Genomic DNA, 18,686 nt, shown 5'->3' on the forward strand with positions numbered 1-18,686 from the left:
CTCTTAAATCCACCTCTGAATCTTTTTTAATCTTTAAACCTATACAAGACACTGCATTTCAAGAAGTTATTTCATATAAAATAATTGACGGTTATAATTGGAATACCATCAAATTAATTACTAATTTTATCCCGTAATTAATTCACTTTTTATGCTGTTTGATACCCGTTATACAAAACTCAAATTAAGGCAAAGACACCGAATTTTTTCTTCCTCCCAAAAAATATATACCGATTCAATTTCTTTTTGAAAGGAAAACCATTAAATTCGGAAAAAGCGGTCTGCTGCATAGAAATTAGGGTTTATAAACATCTCAAACTGCATGGTTAATAAAGTAAATTTACAGTGGTCATCTAAAAGAAATAAGTAAACTATAGTTTGATAAATATGGAATCAATTTTAGAATTCTTAAGTACAATTCCTTGGTGGGCCTGGATACTAATCGTCCTTGCTCTTATTGCCATAAGAGATATTTTCTTTAATCGGACTCATACCATTATGCACAACTTCCCAGTAGTGGGGCACTTAAGGTATTTATTAGAAAGTATTGGTCCTGAATTACGTCAGTATATCGTAGCCAATAACAGAGAAGAACTTCCTTTTAACCGTATAGAAAGAGGATGGATTTACGCCTCTGCTAAGAATCAAAACAACTACGAAGGTTTTGGAACCGATAGAGATATTCATCAGGCTCACTATGTTTTTATTAATAATGCAATGATTCCATACCGCATAAAAGGAGATCATCCCAATATGCTAGATCCTTACTTTTTGCCATGTGCTAAAGTAATGGGTGCTTACAATAAGCGTAAAAGACCTTACAGGCCTGCATCTATAATTAATGTTTCTGCAATGAGTTTTGGGTCATTATCGGCTCGAGCGATCGAATCTTTAAACATCGGGTGTTCCCTCTCACATGCTTATCACAACACTGGGGAAGGTGGTTTATCACCTTATCATAAAAAAGGAGCAGATATCGTTTTTCATATTGGGACAGGATATTTCGGTGTAAGAAATGACGATGGCGAATTTGAAATTGATAAGTTAATAAGCTTAGTTCATCAGAACCCTCAGATACGCGCTATTGAGATCAAACTTTCTCAGGGTGCAAAACCTGGAAAAGGTGGAGTATTACCAGGTTCTAAGATTACCAAGGAAATTGCAGAAATCAGGCACGTCCCTATTGGCAAAGATGTGTTGTCACCTGCCTACCACACGGCATTTAAAACCTTGGATGAATTGGTTGATTTAGTGGAGCGCATTGCGGATAAAACTGGGTTACCTGTCGGAATTAAAGCGGCAATAGGTAAGCTCGATCAATGGAAAGAACTGGCAAGCATTATGAAGTCCACAAATAAAGGTCCTGACTTTATAACAATTGATGGTGGTGAAGGAGGTACTGGAGCTGCACCACCAAGTTTTGCCGATCACGTATCACTACCTTGGATTTATTCCTTTAGTGATGTCTATCGCATCTTTAAAGACGAAGGACTTACAGAGCGTATCGTCTTTATTGGGAGTGGTAAGTTAGGTTTCCCATCAAAAGCAGCTATGGCGTTTGCTATGGGCGCAGATTTAATAAACGTGGCTAGAGAAGCTATGATGAGTATTGGCTGTATCCAAGCTAAGATATGTCATACCAATAATTGTCCAAGTGGTGTAGCCACTCAAAAGAAATGGCTTCAGAATGGGATTAATATAGAAGACAAGGCTGAACGCGTGAGTTATTATTTTAAAAACTTCAAGAAAGAGCTCATTGAAATCACACATGCCTGTGGATATGAACATCCTGCTCAGCTTACTATGGAAGATGTAGATATCAATTTAGGTGATAAAATGCTTACACAACCTTTAGCCAATGTATATGGATACAATAAGGTAATTGTGCCATTTGATGGGGTGGAAACAGCCTTAAAATGTCCACACCTAGGCGGACAATATACCACTAAAGGAGCCTTGGCTAAATTCAAAGACAAACAAGTACGATATTAATTATTCCCCAATCTAAATTCTATGGAACAAACGAAAATTATCGAACTGCTATTTTATCTTTTACCCGCAGTGGTTACGGGTCTTGTGGCTTATTATTTTTTCTCAACTCATACTAAAAATGAAGAAGGTCGAAGACGATTTTTATTACATAAAGAAACCCAAAAATCGGCCCTACCATTACAATTACAAGCCTATGAGCGAATGGCTTTATATTTAGAACGTATCCATCCTTCAAAATTAGTCCTACGAATTCATCCAGAGAATATGGATAAACAAGCTTATGAGCTCGAATTAGTCGGATCGATTGAGGGAGAATTCGAACACAATCTCAGTCAACAAATCTATATAACTGAAGAATGTTGGAATGTAATTAAAACCTCCAAAAACGCGACCATACAATTAATTCGAAAATCTTCCCAACAGACGGATAACACTCAGAAGTTCCGTGAAGATATCCTTAATCAATTGATAGATAAACAAGCGCCTTCAGATACTGCTCTTGGGTACATCAAAAAAGAAGTGCGCTTATTATTAGGGTAGAAAATTTAACCCGCCATTCCAACGCGTTTTGGGTCCTGCTCAATCTTTACGCGATCTTGGGCATAAGTTTTACCTTGTGCCCACCATTGACGCATTAAATCTTTATTGAAATAGAGTGAATTTTCCGTAAGCCTGGTCGGGGTGAAATAAGTATTTAATTTTACATTTTTATTCATAGCGGCCAATTTTCCTTCGATTACATCACGAGACTCTAATTGGTCTAAGACAAAACTGTACAAGTTGACCATCAAGGAAAACGGATTTTTTCCTACCACCTTGTTGTGCTCCATATTTTCAGTCTCCAAAATAATAGCATCCACTGTTGAAGCACCACGTTTAATAGCTTCACGAATTGGGATAACACAACCTAGTCCTCCATCAGCATACTCGAAATCATCCTTTTTAGCCAATGACATAAAAGGAACATAATTACACGACATCCAGATCCAATCGCAGAAGTCTTCATAGTCAAAATCCATAATTGACTTGTATTCAACCCTATTTTTAGAAAGATTGGAAACTGTTACTACTACCTCCTTTCCTGTGGCTCTAATTAAATCGAAATCTTCTTCTAGAAAGTGTTTTCGAATTTGCTTTCGTAAGTTTTTACTCTCACCAAAGGTCCTCTTTCGTTTTAAAAGTTGCCAAAGTACATTCATATAGTTGATCGCTACATACTCCTTATCCCCTTTTTTTCGAACAATAAATGGATTGTTGCTGAATATTTTTCGCTGAGTGACATTGGTATACATCTCATATGCCTTTTCAACTCTATTGTTGGCCAGTAGCGGAATCAATAGACTCCCTGTGGATGTTCCTAAATACATATCGTACTCACGTTTCTCATGTTCAATAAGATACTGAGCTACTCCTCCAGCAAAAGCTCCTTTACTCCCGCCTCCAGAAATCACCAATGCTCTCATACTATTTTGTTTTATTGTTTATCAACGTTCAATTGGTTAGTATTTGAATTTTTAATTTTTGCAAATTCATAACCGCTCTGCCACCAACTTTTCATTCTTTGTTTATCAAAAATTAAGGAATTAGTAGTCAGCACAGTTGGGGTGTAATAAAAGTTAATGATGGCGTTATTATGAGAGGCGACAAATTTACCTATCCTAATATTTTGATAGGTGATACGGTCTAGCATAAAGCTAAACATGGTTGTTAGTAGTGAGAACGGATTCCTCGAAGGCATTCTATTGAACTGAGTTATTTCCGTATGTAAAATCACTGCATCAACCTCCGTGGCACCTCTTCGAATAGCCTCCTCGATAGGAACCATAGTTCCTAGTCCTCCATCGGCATACTCACATCCATCAACTTTAACCAAACTCATAAATGGTGTATAATTGCCTGAGATCCATATCCAATCACAAAATTCCTCATATTCAAAATCCATAATCGATTTATATTCCACCTGATTCAAAGATAAATTACTCACTGTGACTACTACATCCTTTTTTAGTTTTCTAAGTGCGCTGAATTCCTCCTTAGTAAATGTACGTTCAATAAGACGTCTCAGATTATTACTCTCTCCAAAAGTTTTACTTCCCCTGATGAAATTGCGTACTACATTCAGGTGATTGATACTGATATGTTGAGAGCCGTGCTTGTATTTTATAAGAAAAGGACAACTATCAAAGATATCCTCATTTGTAACAGAGGTATATATGTTTTTAATTTTCTCAATGTCACCTAAGGCCAAATGGTTTACTAATAAACTTCCAGTGGAAGCGCCCAAGAACATGCTGTAATCTCTATTTAAATCTTGTATTAAATACTGTGCAACTCCACCGGCGAAGGCTCCTTTGCTTCCCCCTCCAGAAATCACCAATGCTCTCATTGTAACTAATTTAGTGTTAAATCTACTGATCTAATCGATCATTTAAAAACCTTTGCTCTTGTTTATTTAAATCTTTTTTTAATCCCGTTATAATCCCATGATAAGCAGGCTGGGATAGGAGACTATCTAACAGTTCCCTTGAAAATTTAGAGAACTGCCAAACAGGATGTAAACAGGCCTGTATCAAATTTTTAATAGCTGGTTCATTAAAACCTTCCAATTGCCCGAGGTAACGAAAAGCACTCCATCGAAGTTCATAGGGTTGGTAAGTATTAGTGTAGGTAAGTAGAGTGTTGTAATACACATACTTTTTATCCTTGTGATAATCTGGAGAAATAAGAGCAAGTGCTAGCCACAGTGTTTTAATATTCTTATTTTTAAAACCGTCAATTCCTTTGGTTTGGTCTAAATATACGGGTAGTGACCCTGGGAAGTTTATAGAAAGTTTTAATAGGGCTAGTTCAATAGTTTTATAACTAGCGGAGGTTAATAACACTTCAAAATCATTTTTTAAAACCTCGGGGATCTGTACTATGTGAACCGCTACACTTTGTTTATTCTCATTTATGGATGACTGCAAAGCTCTTTTATAAACCTTAACCATTAAATCTTCACCCAGAGTGCTTGCCCTTTGAACAATATAGCTCACAACTGCAGTTTTATTGTTTTTATTATAAATCTCAGGGTTTTCAATCACAAAACTTTCAAAAGCAGCATCATCCATCTGCTTTAAGTCTAACAATTGAGCGGTTAATTCATTTTTTCTTAGAATCTCTTTGGCACGTTGAATTGGGAATTCTTTTTGCACCAGCCAACGATCAATAAAGCTATCCAGGTCCAGTTGACTTTTTGCCATCGCTACATTAAAAAAATCATGCGTATCTACATTTTTATAAGCATGTTCTTTTAAAAAAGTTTTTATAGTCTTTTTAAAGCTACGATCTCCAATGGTTTCTCTTAAGGCTACTAGAACCCAGGCTCCTCGCTGATAAAAGGTTAAACTACTAGCCTTGGGATTAAGTAAAGACTCTGGAGCTTGTGCCTCTAAATCCATAGCGGATTTATATAATTCTAAATAGAAGTGGTCGTCCCCAATAATTTCCTTTGCAGCCAAAAGTGCGTAATAGGTGGCAAATCCTTCTTGAAGCCAATGATGGGTTGACTCTGTTTCTGTAACCATGTTACCAAACCAATGATGTGCTAATTCATGGGCATTAACATTAAAGTAAGACTGATCTTTTTGCGCTATAGAATCCACCATATAGGAATCCGAAAATATAGTTAATGTGGTGTTTTCCATTCCAGCATACAAAAAATCCTGAACACCCACTTGTTTATATTCCTGCCAAGGGTACCTTACCCCTATTTCGTCTTCATAGAAATTCATTATCTGCGTGGTATACCTATAAGTAGGCTCTACTTTGGCTTTATCTTGGGAGTTGAAATAATTTTTGATCTTCACCCCTGATTTACTTTGTGTTTGTACAAAATCAAAGTTCCCCATGGCAATTGCTAATAAATAACTACTCATGGGATTTTTCATATCGTACTCCCAAAGTATTTGGTCCGCGATCTTGTGTTTTTGTTTTAATTTACCATTGGCAAGAACAGTGAAGGCCTCTGGGGCTTTAATAGTGAGATCAAATATGATCTTTTCATTCATATCATCAAAACTTGGAAGCCAATAGGAACTATACTTTCCCTGTCCTTGGGTCCAAATTTGTTTTACCTGACCATTTGGATCATCTATAAAATACATCGCCTTTTTGGGTTTAGCCTGATAATGTACCTCCACGAGATGATCATCGCCTTTATGAAAACGATTGTAAATTTTTAGTTTTAAATTATCCTGGTAACTGAAATCAATAGGGTTCTTATCAAGCCTCACTTCATGGATCTCCATATCCCTTGCATCTATCACTAGGGAATCTGTTGACCGCAATACCTTAAAGGCCAAGGAGACCTCTCCGTGTATTTTCTTTTTTGAAGGAATTAGGGCTACATTTACATCAGCTTCAATGATATCGATTTGATGGATTTGTTGTGCAAAGCCATTTTTTACTACACAGCAACAAATCAATATTAAACTACAGAGAACATTCTTTTTAAGCATAGTTAGGTATTACTAAATATTTACAAATATTGAATTTAAGATAAGTTAGTTTACTGCTCTAGCACATACCACTTATCAATTGTTAAGTTTTGTCTTCTTCCTTTAGATTCAGGGGCGTAATTTTTCGCTAGATAATCTAAAATTATAGGCTCCTTCTCACCGAGATCCCAAAGATTTTGAGTTTCCTGCATCCATTTGATGGTCGCTTTCCAAGCTTCTCTGCTCATTCTGTTTTGAGTAACTAGCCTCGCAGAATGACAATTTGTACAATTATTAACCACCGCACTCATTCCAACATCTTCGATAAAACCAGTTTCCAAATCATATTCACCTTCTTGGCTATTTACTAAAGGTACAGAGAGTGAATCCGAAGTTTCGAATTGTTTCTGATTCGCTTCTTTTACCGTAAACAAGGAACTCTCTGGGTAAAATGTATAAAGCACTACAAAGCCACCTAGGCTCATAAGCGCGATAACAAAAAGACATAGTCCATTGCGCAAAAGTTTGAGCTGTTTATTAAACTGATCTGGCTGCATTAAACTTCTACTTTTATTGCAATTCGGTGGCAGGCATTATTTAGGTATCCTTTAGGGTTCCACCCTGGTATAATCATGGGCTGACTCTTTCCATTAGAATCTGTTGCTCTTGCCCAAATTTCGTAATAACCGTTTTCTGGAAAATCTACTTTAGCTTCAAAATGCTGCCATGCCAATCTATTTATGGGATCGCTTAAGGAACAAGGCTTCCAAGTGCTGCCAAAATCAATGGAATATTCCATTTTATTTACCTTTAGATCTCCTGCCCAGGCATGACCTTTAATTTTCAAACTGCGATTTTTAGTAAGTACCGCTCCTGTTTTGGGAGAGGTGATCAGGGATTTCACAGGCATTGATTCTATGATGACCATATCTTTGTCATCCACAATTTCTCCTGGGGCTACAGGGTTCTTTGGAACTCTATACGATTGTCCTGTCATTTTAGCACCATCATGAACCACATCGCGAATCCGAATCCTGGTAAGCCATTTTCCAGAAACCGAAGCAGGCCACCCCCCTGCTACCAATCGAAGTGGATGGCCATGTGCAATAGGGATATCTTCCCCATTGAGTTGAAAAGCAATCAGGGTCTCATCTTCTAATGCCTTTGACAATGGTACTCCTCTTGAGATGGGTTCTTTTTCAGGATTTCTACTCAAGTGCAGATCAGCAGCATAATAAGCTACATATACAGCATTTGGCTTCAACCCTACATCATCTAACACATCCTTAAGCCGAACTCCCGTCCAATTTGAACAATGAACCGCTCCAACACCCCATTGATTTCCCTTAGCTGGTGGATTAAATTCTTTTCGTCCATTACCACCGCATTCAAGAGTTAATTGATATGTATAATGTTTAAATTTTTGTTTTAGATCTGACAAGGTATATTCTTTAGAACTCAAGGCGGATTCTCCTTCAACCTTTAACTTCCAAGTATCTACATTTATATCCTCTGGCATAATACCATTATTCCTAATGAACATATACTTATTCGGAGTCACCATATCGTTTAATAAATGAGCCTTGGATTCTATATTCCATGGACGATCATTTAAAACATTCATTTGTTCAGAAATATTAAAAAGCTTGAAAGGATCTGGCTCCTGCATGGCTATAGGTGTATAACCCACTGGAATAACCTTTCCATAGACCACTGTAGTTCCTATGGCCAAAGTAATGGAAGACAGCACAGAGGAGCTTATAAAGTTTCGTCTATTCATTATTCGGGTACGTTTAAAGATTAAAGATACTACTTCTGATTCATTTGATTAAAAATTATCTGTTTGAATTAAGCTCCAAATCGTTATAATTTGTTGAGAAACACACCGATTATCCTGATTGAAAATATCCTAAAATGCATCCATCCAGCTCATTGTTCAATAAATATAAATGCTTTTACCTTAAGAAAAGGATCAACAAAATTAGCAACCGAAATTTTGACAACTTCAATAAGAATTTTGAACTTAGAGCATTTTCATTTTTTGAAACCTAAGATTTGATGTACCTTTGCACTTTGATTTTATTGAGATGGAAAAATTAAAACAACGCTGGGGTATTTCTTCTAATTTTCAATTGGTTGTTATCTTTGTGGTTTTTGCCATTACAGGTTCTGCATCGGCTAGACTAGCTGGGCCATTTGTTGAACTTATTGGAATCAGTTCAGATGCAATTCATCCTGTTTTACATTGGGTAATACGCTTGATCTTAATTTTCCCAATTTATCAAATATTACTTGTTACTATAGGTTGGCTTTTTGGCCAATTTAATTTCTTCTGGAATTTTGAAAAGAAGATGTTAAGAAGAATTGGTATAAGGGTTAAATAACTGGATGAGAAAAAATCAAAAACATATCATTGTTTTTTTAAGTCTTGTGCTTTTTACTGGCATATTGACTCCCTCCATATTGCATTTTACTCACTTTACTGTAGGTCACAGCCATGTTAGTTGTGATGAGCGTAGTCAAACACACTTCCATCAGTATGATTTTCACTGTAAGTTGTACGACTTTCATCATGCCCCTCAGATTCTATACAACCCACCGGTCTATACATTTGTAATTCTTGAACCTGCTAAGAAACAAATTTTCAGTGATTACTTCTTTTTAAGTAACCAGCAAAAGCTTTATTTTTCATTACGGGCACCTCCTATGGTTTGATAACTCGTCAAACAAGAGAACTTCTCTCTTAATCAAACTTAGTTTAAAAGATTTAAGGTAATAAGCCTATATGCACAAAGATGCATCTAGGTTATACTTTATTATAATTCAACCATATCATGAAAAAACTTATTTTGCTGTCGCTACTTTTAGCAACAACATCTTTATTTGCACAAAATAGCGTAAAAGGAATTGTTACGGATGCTGATATGCATTCACCTATCCCTTTTGCAACTATATATATCCCTACACTTGAAAAAGGTATCAATACCGATGTAGATGGGCGGTTTAACTTAACAGGCATTCCTAATGGTAGGTATCAGCTCATAATTTCAGCTATTGGATTTAAACCCTTTTCCAAGTTGATTTCTTTCCCCAGTGATGCGATTCTAAAAGTAGAATTAACTCATGCGGCCATAGAAATGGATGAAGTTATTGTCTCCACCCCTTTTCATAAACTTCAAAGCGAAAACGTTATGAAAGTTACTCAAGCAAATGTTCAAACATTAAAAACACAGGGGGCTATGACCCTATCCGATGGAATCTCTCAGATCTCTGGAGTGGAAACACTTTCCACAGGTGTAGGTATCGGAAAACCTGTCATTAGAGGACTTAGCGGTAACCGTGTTTTGGTTTACACCCAAGGTATTCGTTTGGAAAATCAACAATTTGGAGGTGAGCATGGATTAGGAATCAACGATGCAGGTATAGAAAGCATTGAAGTAATTAAAGGTCCTGCGTCGCTACTCTATGGCTCTGACGCTTTAGGTGGTGTGCTTTATTTAAATCCAGAGAAATTCGCACCTAGTAATACTCATAAGGCTGATGTGAACCTAGACTATTATACCAACACCGATGGTTATAGTACCAATGCTGGATTCAAAAAATCAGCAGAACGATTCAAATTTCTCATAAGAGGAGCTCATACTTCTCATGCAGACTATAAAGCAGGTAATGATCTATATACAACAAATTCGAGGTTTTCTGAGTACGATTTAAAAACTGGAATCAGCTATAACTTTGACAATTTCCAAACGGAACTACGTTATAACTACAACCATTCAGAAATTGGAATTCCAGAGCAAGTTGGCGATCAAAACAAACATAGAACACCAATTCTCCCCTATCAAGAATTGGACAATCATATTTTAAGCCTTAAAAGCGTACTTTATTTTGACACTAGCAGTCTTGATATAAATTTAGGGTATACTAGTAACAAACGATTGGAATTTGAAGAGCATCACCATCACGATCATGATGAAGAACATGAGCATCATGAAGAAGAGGAACATCATGATCATGCCGCTGAAGAAGCAGCTCTTGATATGCGCTTAAGAACACTTAGTTATAATCTTCAATATCATTTTCCAAAATTAGGCAATTTCGAAACCATTATCGGACTACAAGGCATGCATCAAACCAATGAAAACTTCGGTGAAGAGTTACTGATTCCTGATGCATCAACCACAGATTTTGGTGTTATGGCTACATCACATTACCATATGGAAAACAGTGATTTACAATTTGGGATCCGGTATGACAATCGGAAAATAGATACCAAGCTAGCTGGAGAAGAAGGTGGAGAATCCTATTTTCCTGTCATCTCCAAAAACTATAATAGTTTTAACGCCTCTGCTGGTTATCGATTTGATTTCCTTAAGAAGTTTATCGGGCGTGTTAATGTTGCTTCGGGATTTAGAGCTCCTAACCTTTCTGAGCTCACCTCTAATGGAGGTCATAGTGGTGCAAACCGATACGAAATAGGCAGATCTGACCTTGATAATGAGCAAAATATCCAATTTGATTTATCGTTGGAGTATAACAATAGACATTTGGAGCTGTTTGCCAATGGTTTTTATAACACCATTAACAATTTTATTTACCTACAACCTACAGGAGAATTTATCAATGAAAGTCCAGTGTATCAGTATACTCAAAATGATAGTGAACTTTACGGAGGCGAGGTTGGCATACACTTACACCCTCATGCCATAGAATGGTTGCATTTTGAGAGCACATATGAAATGGTGGTCGGAAAATTATTAGATAATGATCAATACATCCCATTAATTCCTGCCAATACACTATCAAATACCTTAAGGATAGAGTTTGAGGGAAAAAAATTATCTGACACATATGCTTTTTTAACATTAAAAAGCACCTTTAATCAAAATAAAGTTGGTACATTTGAAGACCCTACCAACGCATATACCCTACTAAATGCTGGTGTAGGAACCTCTACCGAGATCTTAGACCTACCTATTTACTTTAGAATAACCGCCAACAACATTTTTGACACCGAGTATATTTCACATTTATCACGTTTGAAAACGGATGGAATATACAATATTGGTAGGAATATTAATCTAGGATTAACCCTAACATTATAGCACCTCTCCCTAACCTATAGGTTAAAAACCCTGTATAAATGTTTCATTTGTCAGGGTTTTTTCCATTTTAATTATGTACAGCTTGTTTTAGTTGCTCCTTTTTAAAAACATAGGTATACAACCATGTAATGGTGAAGGTTGGAACAACATCCATTCCTGGCATTAATTCCTCTACAAAAGTAATTACCCCTGCCGTACGTCCTATCCTTCCTTTATATAGCCGTGTCATAAGCCAACCCGAAATCGGTGCCCAAATCACATCTGAAAACTCCCCAACTCCAGGAATTACAAAAGATAGCATTCCTATAGCATCAAACAATAAACTCAGCAGAAGTTTGGTGTATTTATTAGTGTTTTCCATCTTTGTTTTTTTATATAATTAAACAAAAAAGGTGCCATTTTTTAAGACAAATCAGTACTAATCAATTTTAAAAACTCATTACGAGTTTCGATTTTTTCAAACTGACCTCTAAATCCAGATGTGGTGGTAGTTGAATTCTGCTTTTGAACACCACGCATCATCATACACATATGAGAAGCCTCTATAACAACTGCGACACCTTGAGGATTTAGCGTATTATTAATGCATTCTAAAATATCGTGTGTTAGTCTTTCCTGAACTTGAAGTCGACGAGAAAACACATCAACAATCCTTGGTAATTTACTCAAGCCTACAATATAGCCGTTTGGAATATAAGCAATATGAGCTTTACCAAAAAATGGTAACAAATGATGCTCGCATAGAGAGTATAATTCAATATCCTTTACAATGACCATTTCATTGTAGTCCTCCTTAAACATGGCGCTTTTGATAATCTGTGTTGCGTCTTGATCGTATCCCTGAGTTAGAAATTGCATAGCTTTTGCCGCACGTTCGGGAGTTTTAAACAATCCCTCCCTTTTAGGGTCCTCTCCTAGTTCTTTGATTATATTACTATAGTTATTTTTTAGCTCATCAGTGGTCTGAATTGCGTACTCATCAAAAGTTTTGTATCCCATAAAATACTGGTTTATTTAATCAATTCTTTCACTTGGGTCTAACCCATTAAATGAAAAAATCCTTTGATCTTAAATATAGTGAAAATCTCTAAACTTCTTTAATTTGTTATTCTTTAGAAACAAGTTACCTTAGCAACATAATTATGTGATTTGATGATACAAGCAAATAATATCCATAAAACCTACGGTGAATTAGAGGTCTTAAAAGGCGTAGATGTACAAATTAACAAAGGAGAAATTATTTCCATTGTTGGAGCCTCTGGCGCTGGTAAAACTACACTTTTACAAATCCTAGGAACTTTAGACAAAGCTGACAAATCAGCAGATTTGTCCTTGAAAATAAACAATACAGAGGTTGCGACCTTATCCGATAAAGAATTGGCTAAATTTAGAAACCAACACATTGGATTTATTTTTCAATTTCATCAATTGCTACCAGAGTTTACTGCTTTAGAAAATGTGTGTATTCCAGCATTTATAAAAAAAACGCCTGTGGAGCAGGCTAAAAAAAGAGCTTTGGAGTTATTAACCTTTTTAGGGCTTTCTCACCGTAGTGACCACAAGCCAAGTGAACTCTCCGGAGGAGAGCAACAACGGGTGGCCGTTGCAAGGGCACTGATCAACAACCCCTCTATAGTATTTGCTGATGAACCTAGCGGGAATTTGGATTCAGAAAGCGCAGAGCGCCTTCACAAACTATTTTTTGAGTTAAGAGATACCTTTGGTCAGACCTTTGTGATTGTAACCCATAACGAAGAATTAGCAGCTATGGCAGATCGAAAGCTCACTATGATAGACGGTAATTTTCGTTAAACCTCTCTCTTTTCGTGCGATAGAAGAATTGATACATTTAATTTAAATTAAAAGTTTTGACCAGGGAAGAACTCAAAGAATTCTTAGACCAAAAAGTAGCGTATTACAATCATCCTCGCTTTGTAGAGAGCGATCCTATACAAATTCCTCACAGATTTCAGCTCAAAGAAGATATTGAAATTTCTGGCTTTTTAACGGCCTCCATAGCCTGGGGTAACCGCAAGAGTATCATTAAAAACGCCACCAAAATGATGGATCTTATGGGTGAGAGCCCCTATGATTTTGTCCTTAATCACAAAGAGGAACAGCTCGAGAAACTACTCCCATTTGTGCACCGAACATTCAACGGTTATGACTTTATACAATTTATTAAAAGCCTTCAACACATCTATGTTAACCATAAAGGATTGGAGTATTTCTTTAGTAAACATATCACCCAAGAATCTACGCAACCGGCTATCGCCCGATTTAAAGAAGCATTCTTTGAAAACCAGCATTTACCACGAACTCAAAAACATATTTCTAATCCGGAGAAAGGCTCCGCCGCCAAAAGAATTAACATGTATCTCAGGTGGGTAGTTAGAAATGATGGCTTAGGAGTGGATTTTGGAATTTGGGACACTATTTCACCTTCCATATTATCCTGCCCACTAGATGTACACTCTGGTAGAGTTGCTCGAAAACTAGGACTTCTTAAGCGTAAACAAAATGATGCTAAAGCTCTATTAGAACTTGACCAAGCATTACGTAAGCTAGACCCTAAAGATCCTGTAAAATACGATTTTGCACTCTTCGGCTTAGGCGTTTTTGAGGGCTTTTGATTTGAGGTAAACTCTTTGAAGTTATCAAATAATTTCAAATTAGAAAATCAAGCTGTAACCATACCCCTAAAGGCTAATACTTTGGACTAGAAAACTAAACGCGAAATTAACACTATTAGGTCTTTTTGTCTAAAAATCGAATTAGAACATCCACGACAAACAATGGGACTTGCCTAGTTGGGTAGTTTAACTTAAATTGTATATTTGATTTGACAAATAAAAACTAGGAATGCAATTTAAACATCCAGAAATTCTTTGGGCACTCTTTCTTGTACTCATTCCCATTGTTATTCATTTATTTAAGTTGCGAAAATACTCAAAGCAAACCTTTACCAATGTTCGGGTTCTAAGGGAGGTTCGCAAGCAGACTAATAAACAATCTCAAATTAAAAAATGGCTCATTTTAATAATGCGCGTTTTCAGTATCGTATGCCTTGTAATAGCCTTCGCTCAGCCATATTTATCACCACAAAACTTGCAAAATATCAAAGTTGAAACGGTGATCTATATCGATAACTCCTTTAGTATGCAACTACAGGGGGCAAAAGGAACCTTATTACAGGAAGCCATAAACGATGTGTTAGAACAATTTCCAAAAACCCAATCTTTTAGCCTTATAACCAACACCCATACTTTTAAAAACACTACCATTGAAGCCATTAAAAACGATTTAATCCGGACACATTATAGTCCAGAACAGTTATCTTTAGAGGCAATATTTCGTTCAGCAAACCGACTTTATACCCAAGAGGCCACAAGTAAAAACTTACTTGTTTTTTCAGATTTCCAACAGCGTCAACTCCCCTTGAATAGGACTTTAAATGTCAACCCTTACTTTATTCCTATGCAAGGGTTTTCATCCGCAAATACCGTCATTGATAGTGCGTATATTTCTTTAAAAACACCTGAACAAACTCAGATCTCTGTTGTATTGTCAAACACCGATACTATAGCTTCCACGCCTGTATCCTTGTATCAAAATGATGAATTATACGCCAAGACATCTGCAGAATTTAAAAACAACAAAGCGCAGGTAGATTTTAGGGTTGACAAAGAGTTTAAAAACGGGCATATTTCTGTAAATGATAAAGGGATGAGCTATGACAACAATCTTTATTTTTCCATAAATCGTTCTGTGAAAATAAATATTCTTAGCATCAACGGATCAGATGATCAATTCCTAAAACGAATTTACACCCCTGATGCTTTTAACTACAGTAGTATGGCTTATGATGAGATTAATTACAATAGTTTATTACAACAGAACCTTGTCATTTTAAATCAACTACCCTCCATTGCTAGTTCATTAATCTCTGCCTTAGAACAAGCCAGTCGACGTGGGGTGAAAATTTGTGTGATTCCTGATAAGAACAATCAAATAATCTCCTCACAACCTAAATTTCCATTTTTAGCAGATCTTAAATTCACCAATTCTAATACTAGCGAAAAGCATATTACAACCATAGAATATCAACATCCTTTGTTTGAACATGTCTTCGAATCTCAGGTGGCTAACTTTGAGTATCCAAAAGTATTAAGTAGCTTTGAAATCCAAGGAAGCTATCAGAGTGTACTGAGCTACCAAGATGGTAATGACTTTTTAGTGGAATTCAATGGGCATTATGCTTTCACTGCCCCTTTGAGTACACTAAATGGTAACTTTCAAAATACGCCCTTGATTGTTCCAGTGTTCTACAATATGGCCCAACAAAGCCTTCCTACACCAACTCTATATTATCAACTAGGCCAACATCACACCATAGCAATAAACACTCAGCTTAATCAAGATCAAGTGCTTTCATTAGAAAACAACCACGAATCCTTTATTCCCTTACAGGTAAATAATCAAAATTATATCTCGATCACAACGGGAGAATACCCAACAACAGAAGGTACTTATCAGGTAAAGAATCAGAATGAAAATGTTCTTGCCCTAAGCTTTAATTACCAGCGAGATGAAAGTAGCAGGGAGTATTTATCAACGGATGATTTACCCCCAGATTCCATTAAAAATGCATCCCAATTATTCAAGCAATTAAAAAGTGAAAACAATATCCATGAGCTTTGGAAATGGTTTGTTATTTTTGCACTAGTTTTTTTATGTTTAGAACTTCTTATCCAAAAATATTTCAAATGAATATCCTTATAAAATCTGCCAAGATAATCGCCCCTAACCAAAGTTATAATCAACAAGTCAAAGACATTCTGATTATAGATGGTAAGATTTCGAAAATTGAAGATCATATTAAACCGGAGATTGAGATTAAAGAAATTTCATTAGATAATCTCCATGTTTCCCAAGGATGGTTTGATTGTAGTGTAAGCTTTGGAGAACCAGGGTTTGAAGATAGAGAAACAATTGAAAATGGGCTCAATACAGCGGCACTAAGTGGATATACTGCTGTTGCAGTAAACCCGAACACCCAACCAGTGGCAGATACTAATGCGGATATCGGATTTATAAAATCTAAAGGTGCAGATAAAGCAACTAGCCTGTACCCGATAGCGGCCCTAACTTCTTTGAGTCATGGAGTTGACTTAGCAGAGCTTTTCGATATGAAAAATGCAGGGGCGGTCGCCTATGGAGACTATCAAAAACCTATAGAAAATCCGAATTTACTTAAAATAGCCCTTCAATACACTCAAAACTTTGATGGCCTTGTCCTGTCTTTTCCGATGGAAAGCAAAGTCATAGGAAAGGGCGTAGTGAATGAAGGTATTACAAGTACTAAACTTGGTCTTAAAGGAATTCCAGCGCTATCAGAGGAGCTTCAAATTGTCCGAGACTTATTCATTTTAGAGTATACCGGCGGCAAACTTCATATTCCTACTATTTCTACTAAATTAAGCGTAGAATTAATCAAACAAGCCAAAGATAAAGGTCTTGATGTAAGTTGTAGTGTTGCTTTGGCTAATTTAATACTCAATGAAAGCGAGTTAGAAGATTTTGACACCAATTACAAATTGCTCCCTCCTCTAAGAGAAGAGGCTGATAGAAAAGCTCTTGTGGAAGGAGTAAAACACGGGGTTATTGATTTAGTTACCACTGACCACAACCCTATAGATGTGGAAAACAAAAATGTAGAATTTGATCACGCTCTTTATGGAACTATTGGTTTGGAGGCAAGCTTTGGACTTCTGTTACAGGAGTTTCCACTAGAGAAGGTTATAAAAATACTCACCTCAGGTAAAGAACGATTTGCTATACCTCAAGAGGAAATTGCCGTGGGAAACAAAGCTAATATCTCCCTATTCAATCCCGATTCGAGTTATGAATTCAGTAAAAGTGATATCCTCTCTTTTTCTAAAAACTGTGCCTATACGGGCAAACAGGTGAAAGGAAAAACTTATGGAATAATCGCTAATAATCGCATAGCCCTTAAATCCTCATTAAGTAAATAATATGGAAGTCAAAATAGAAAAGCAAGGCAAAACCAATGCCATTATTGGATACATAACAATGCTTGGAACCATAGTTGCCATCATATTAAATATGGATAAGCAAAATGCTTTCGCACGTTTTCACATCAGGCAAGCGTTTGGGATTAATGTCACTTATCTTTTGCTAGGTACTATAGCAGGTTATTTTAATTCTTGGGGGGTCTCCTCTGCCTTTTATATCTTTATATCAGTACTGTGGTTTTATGGATTTATTACCATGCTACAGGAGAAATGTATTCCAGTACCAATCATAGGGCCATATTTTCAAAAATGGTTCGTTTTCATTAAATAATTTTCAATTTTGCAGACCAAAGATTTATCATTACATCACCTTATTAGACCAGGGAAGCAAACCAATGGTAAAGCACCAGTATTGTTTATGCTTCACGGTTACGGTAGCAATGAAGACGATTTATTTTCATTCGCTAATGAACTCCCTGAAGAACTCTGTATAATATCCATTCGTGCACCACATCCTCTAATGCCATCATCTTTTGCTTGGTATGCCATTAATTTTGATGCAGATGCCAATAAATGGACCGATAAAGAGCAGGCAAAAGTATCATTAAATAGCATAGTGCATTTTATTGATCAAGCTGTTGAGCAATATGATTTAGATGCCCAAAATGTAACCTTATTAGGTTTTAGTCAAGGTGCTATATTGAGTTATGCCCTTGCCTTATCCTATCCAGAAAAAGTAAAAAACGTAATTGCTTTAAGTGGGTATATAGAAGAAGATATCATTGTCCCTGGGTATAAGAGTAATTCTTTTACAAATCTTTCTTTCTATTGTTCTCACGGATCTGTAGATCAAGTAATTCCAGTACAATGGGCCAGAAAAACTCCCCCAATTTTAAAAGCATTAGCCATAGAACATGTTTTTGAAGAATTTCCAGTAGGACACGGAGTTGCTCCTCAAAATTTCATTTCCCTTCACCGTTGGCTAAGTAAGAGAATTTAAAGGATCTTTCGTCTAACTAACTTACTTGAATAACTTTTCAATATTGCTCCGCCAAGAGCGCATTAAAATCAAATCG

At 36.4% G+C, this 18,686-nt stretch carries 18 protein-coding genes; 10 read left to right on the plus strand and 8 right to left on the minus strand.

What is annotated here, in order from left to right:
• The first annotated feature begins 387 nt into the window (after window positions 1-387).
• Window positions 388-1,992 carry an FMN-binding glutamate synthase family protein gene (locus tag I215_RS04160; protein ID WP_008990705.1) on the plus strand — a complete coding sequence of 535 codons (1,605 nt, stop codon included), beginning with the start codon at window positions 388-390 and terminating at the stop codon, window positions 1,990-1,992.
• Window positions 1,993-2,013: 21 nt separating this feature from the next.
• Entirely contained in the window at window positions 2,014-2,532 is a 519-nt protein-coding gene (locus I215_RS04165; protein WP_008990706.1) for a DUF7935 family protein, read from the plus strand.
• 5 nt (window positions 2,533-2,537) lie between these two features.
• Here the strand turns inward: I215_RS04165 and I215_RS04170 are convergent, their stop codons facing one another.
• The 5 genes from I215_RS04170 to I215_RS04190 are packed head-to-tail and all read right to left on the minus strand — an operon-like array spanning window position 2,538 to window position 8,250.
• A complete protein-coding gene (locus I215_RS04170) occupies window positions 2,538-3,455 on the minus strand; it encodes a patatin-like phospholipase family protein (protein ID WP_008990707.1) in 918 nt (305 codons plus the stop codon).
• 11 nt (window positions 3,456-3,466) lie between these two features.
• Window positions 3,467-4,378, minus strand: a complete 912-nt coding sequence (locus I215_RS04175; protein ID WP_008990708.1) for a patatin-like phospholipase family protein — start codon at window positions 4,376-4,378, stop codon at window positions 3,467-3,469.
• Between the two features lie 22 nt (window positions 4,379-4,400).
• A complete protein-coding gene (locus tag I215_RS04180) occupies window positions 4,401-6,491 on the minus strand; it encodes a M1 family metallopeptidase (protein ID WP_008990709.1) in 2,091 nt (696 codons plus the stop codon).
• A 50-nt stretch (window positions 6,492-6,541) separates the two neighbouring features.
• Window positions 6,542-7,027 carry a hypothetical protein gene (locus I215_RS04185; RefSeq protein ID WP_008990710.1) on the minus strand — a complete coding sequence of 162 codons (486 nt, stop codon included), beginning with the start codon at window positions 7,025-7,027 and terminating at the stop codon, window positions 6,542-6,544.
• Window positions 7,027-8,250, minus strand: coding sequence for a sulfite oxidase (locus tag I215_RS04190; protein WP_008990711.1), 1,224 nt, complete (start codon window positions 8,248-8,250; stop codon window positions 7,027-7,029). The genes I215_RS04185 and I215_RS04190 overlap by 1 nt, the downstream gene beginning before the upstream one ends.
• 307 nt (window positions 8,251-8,557) lie before the next feature.
• Here I215_RS04190 and I215_RS04195 point away from each other — a divergent pair, with 307 nt between their 5' ends.
• Entirely contained in the window at window positions 8,558-8,854 is a 297-nt protein-coding gene (locus tag I215_RS04195; protein ID WP_008990712.1) for a DUF6787 family protein, read from the plus strand.
• A 37-nt stretch (window positions 8,855-8,891) separates the two neighbouring features.
• Here I215_RS04195 and I215_RS16105 read toward each other — a convergent pair whose 3' ends face one another.
• Window positions 8,892-9,044, minus strand: a complete 153-nt coding sequence (locus I215_RS16105) for a hypothetical protein (protein WP_156800195.1) — start codon at window positions 9,042-9,044, stop codon at window positions 8,892-8,894.
• Between the two features lie 260 nt (window positions 9,045-9,304).
• On the opposite strand from I215_RS16105, the gene I215_RS04200 reads away from it, so the two are divergent.
• The gene (locus I215_RS04200; RefSeq protein ID WP_008990713.1) at window positions 9,305-11,575 is read left to right on the plus strand and encodes a TonB-dependent receptor; all 2,271 of its coding nucleotides are present in this window, start codon (window positions 9,305-9,307) and stop codon (window positions 11,573-11,575) included.
• A gap of 67 nt (window positions 11,576-11,642) precedes the next feature.
• Here I215_RS04200 and I215_RS04205 read toward each other — a convergent pair whose 3' ends face one another.
• Window positions 11,643-11,936, minus strand: coding sequence for a hypothetical protein (locus I215_RS04205; RefSeq protein ID WP_008990714.1), 294 nt, complete (start codon window positions 11,934-11,936; stop codon window positions 11,643-11,645).
• Between the two features lie 41 nt (window positions 11,937-11,977).
• Complete coding sequence (folE, locus tag I215_RS04210) at window positions 11,978-12,574, minus strand: GTP cyclohydrolase I FolE (protein WP_008990715.1); 597 nt, start codon at window positions 12,572-12,574, stop codon at window positions 11,978-11,980.
• A 153-nt stretch (window positions 12,575-12,727) separates the two neighbouring features.
• Here folE and I215_RS04215 point away from each other — a divergent pair, with 153 nt between their 5' ends.
• From I215_RS04215 to I215_RS04240, 6 genes are all read left to right on the plus strand, one after another.
• A complete protein-coding gene (locus I215_RS04215; protein WP_008990716.1) occupies window positions 12,728-13,387 on the plus strand; it encodes an ABC transporter ATP-binding protein in 660 nt (219 codons plus the stop codon).
• A 56-nt stretch (window positions 13,388-13,443) separates the two neighbouring features.
• The gene (locus tag I215_RS04220) at window positions 13,444-14,208 is read left to right on the plus strand and encodes a TIGR02757 family protein (RefSeq protein WP_008990717.1); all 765 of its coding nucleotides are present in this window, start codon (window positions 13,444-13,446) and stop codon (window positions 14,206-14,208) included.
• A gap of 229 nt (window positions 14,209-14,437) precedes the next feature.
• The gene (locus tag I215_RS04225; RefSeq protein ID WP_008990718.1) at window positions 14,438-16,345 is read left to right on the plus strand and encodes a BatA domain-containing protein; all 1,908 of its coding nucleotides are present in this window, start codon (window positions 14,438-14,440) and stop codon (window positions 16,343-16,345) included.
• Window positions 16,342-17,610: a dihydroorotase gene (locus I215_RS04230; protein ID WP_040459837.1), complete on the plus strand. Its 1,269-nt coding sequence runs from the start codon at window positions 16,342-16,344 to the stop codon at window positions 17,608-17,610. The genes I215_RS04225 and I215_RS04230 overlap by 4 nt, the downstream gene beginning before the upstream one ends.
• 1 nt (window position 17,611) lies before the next feature.
• Window positions 17,612-17,941 carry a hypothetical protein gene (locus tag I215_RS04235; RefSeq protein WP_008990720.1) on the plus strand — a complete coding sequence of 110 codons (330 nt, stop codon included), beginning with the start codon at window positions 17,612-17,614 and terminating at the stop codon, window positions 17,939-17,941.
• Window positions 17,942-17,950: 9 nt separating this feature from the next.
• Window positions 17,951-18,610 (plus strand): alpha/beta hydrolase, encoded by a 660-nt coding sequence (locus I215_RS04240; protein WP_008990721.1) that lies wholly within the window; start codon window positions 17,951-17,953, stop codon window positions 18,608-18,610.
• Window positions 18,611-18,686 lie beyond the last annotated feature (76 nt).

It is taken from the genome of Galbibacter marinus, assembly GCF_000300875.1.
In the GTDB taxonomy this organism is placed as follows: Bacteria; Bacteroidota; Bacteroidia; order Flavobacteriales; family Flavobacteriaceae; genus Galbibacter; species Galbibacter marinus.

Coding starts and splice junctions, on each gene's coding strand:
- folE (WP_008990715.1), bottom strand. CDS start 12,574: ATGGGATACAAAACTTTTGATGAGTACGCAATTCAGACCACTGATGAG.
- I215_RS04185 (WP_008990710.1), bottom strand. CDS start 7,027: ATGCAGCCAGATCAGTTTAATAAACAGCTCAAACTTTTGCGCAATGGA.
- I215_RS16105 (WP_156800195.1), bottom strand. CDS start 9,044: ATGATGAAAGTCGTACAACTTACAGTGAAAATCATACTGATGGAAGTG.
- I215_RS04230 (WP_040459837.1), top strand. CDS start 16,342: ATGAATATCCTTATAAAATCTGCCAAGATAATCGCCCCTAACCAAAGT.
- I215_RS04200 (WP_008990713.1), top strand. CDS start 9,305: ATGAAAAAACTTATTTTGCTGTCGCTACTTTTAGCAACAACATCTTTA.
- I215_RS04195 (WP_008990712.1), top strand. CDS start 8,558: ATGGAAAAATTAAAACAACGCTGGGGTATTTCTTCTAATTTTCAATTG.
- I215_RS04180 (WP_008990709.1), bottom strand. CDS start 6,491: ATGCTTAAAAAGAATGTTCTCTGTAGTTTAATATTGATTTGTTGCTGT.
- I215_RS04190 (WP_008990711.1), bottom strand. CDS start 8,250: ATGAATAGACGAAACTTTATAAGCTCCTCTGTGCTGTCTTCCATTACT.
- I215_RS04205 (WP_008990714.1), bottom strand. CDS start 11,936: ATGGAAAACACTAATAAATACACCAAACTTCTGCTGAGTTTATTGTTT.
- I215_RS04160 (WP_008990705.1), top strand. CDS start 388: ATGGAATCAATTTTAGAATTCTTAAGTACAATTCCTTGGTGGGCCTGG.
- I215_RS04225 (WP_008990718.1), top strand. CDS start 14,438: ATGCAATTTAAACATCCAGAAATTCTTTGGGCACTCTTTCTTGTACTC.
- I215_RS04170 (WP_008990707.1), bottom strand. CDS start 3,455: ATGAGAGCATTGGTGATTTCTGGAGGCGGGAGTAAAGGAGCTTTTGCT.
- I215_RS04165 (WP_008990706.1), top strand. CDS start 2,014: ATGGAACAAACGAAAATTATCGAACTGCTATTTTATCTTTTACCCGCA.
- I215_RS04235 (WP_008990720.1), top strand. CDS start 17,612: ATGGAAGTCAAAATAGAAAAGCAAGGCAAAACCAATGCCATTATTGGA.
- I215_RS04215 (WP_008990716.1), top strand. CDS start 12,728: ATGATACAAGCAAATAATATCCATAAAACCTACGGTGAATTAGAGGTC.
- I215_RS04175 (WP_008990708.1), bottom strand. CDS start 4,378: ATGAGAGCATTGGTGATTTCTGGAGGGGGAAGCAAAGGAGCCTTCGCC.